Here is a 1,396-nt window from a genome sequence, read left to right on the forward strand (position 1 = left end):
GCCGGCACGGCCTCGAACAGGTCGGCCACCAGGCCGTAGTCGGCCACCTGGAAGATCGGTGCCTCTTCGTCCTTGTTGATGGCGACGATCACCTTCGACTCCTTCATGCCTGCCAGGTGCTGGATGGCGCCGGAGATGCCGATGGCCACATACAGCTGCGGGGCGACGATCTTGCCGGTCTGGCCGACCTGGTAGTCGTTGGGCACGAAGCCGGCATCGACCGCGGCGCGGCTGGCGCCGAGCGCGGCGCCGAGCTTGTCGGCCAGCGGTTCGAGCAGGGCGTGGTAGTTCTCGCCGTTGCCCAGGCCGCGACCGCCCGAGACGATGATGCCGGCGGCGCCCAGCTCGGGGCGCTCGGACTTGGTCAGCTCGCGATTGACCAGGGTGGTGAGGCCGGTGTCGGCGGCCGCGTCGATGGCTTCGACGCTGGCGCTACCGGTCTCGGCCACGGCGTCGAAGCCGGTGGTGCGCACGGTGATGACTTTGACCGCATCAGCGCTTTGCACGGTGGCAATCGCGTTGCCGGCATAGATCGGGCGGCGGAAGGTGTCGGGTGATTCGACGCCGATGATGTCGGAGATCTGCGCCACGTCGAGCTCGGCGGCCACGCGCGGCAGCACGTTCTTGCCGAAAGTGGTGGCGGCGGCGAGGATGTGGCTGTAGCCGGCGGCGTTGGCGGCGACCAGCGCGGCGACGTTCTCCGCGCCCTGGTCGGCGTAGTGGGCGGCGTCGGCGACGCGTACCTTGGCCACGCCGGCCAGCTTGGCGCCGGCTTCGGCAGCCGCGCCGCAGCTACTGCCGGCGACCAGCAGGTCGATGTCGCCGCCGATGGCCTGGGCCGCGGCGACGGCGTTGAGGGTGGCGGCCTTGAGGCCGGCGTTGTCGTGTTCTGCGATGACGAGAATGCGCATGGTCAGATCACCTTGGCTTCGTTCTTGAGTTTGGCGACCAGTTCGGCCACGTCGGCGACTTTCACACCCGCGCTGCGCTTGGGCGGCTCTTCGACCTTGAGTGTCTTGAGGCGCGGAGCCACGTCGACACCCAGATCGGCCGGGGTGACGGTCTCCAGCGGCTTTTTCTTGGCCTTCATGATGTTGGGCAGCGTGGCGTAGCGCGGCTCGTTGAGGCGCAGGTCGGTGGTGACGATGGCCGGCAAGCTCATCGACAGGGTCTCCAGACCGCCGTCGATCTCGCGCGTGACCGTGGCCTTGCCGTCGGCGATCGCCACTTTCGAGGCGAAGGTGGCCTGCGGCAGGCCCAGCAGCGCGGCGAGCATCTGGCCGGTCTGGTTGGCGTCGTCGTCGATCGCCTGCTTGCCGAGGATGACCAGCTGCGGGCCTTCTTTCTCGACCAGGGTCTTGAGCAGCTTGGCCACGGCCAGCGGCTGCAGTTCTTC

General features: G+C 68.6%; 2 protein-coding genes. Both read right to left on the minus strand.

The genetic code is table 11. The annotated features are described in order from the left end of the window. A partial coding sequence (locus I8J34_RS24020; protein ID WP_214364159.1) for an electron transfer flavoprotein subunit alpha/FixB family protein occupies nt 1-911 on the minus strand: 911 nt, incomplete at its 3' end. Nucleotides 912-913: 2 nt separating this feature from the next. Continuing rightward, on the minus strand, nt 914-1,396 hold a 483-nt coding region (locus I8J34_RS24025; protein WP_214364160.1), incomplete at its 5' end, for an electron transfer flavoprotein subunit beta/FixA family protein.

The organism is Denitromonas iodatirespirans, from assembly GCF_018524365.1.
Classification (GTDB): domain Bacteria; phylum Pseudomonadota; class Gammaproteobacteria; order Burkholderiales; family Rhodocyclaceae; genus Nitrogeniibacter; species Nitrogeniibacter iodatirespirans.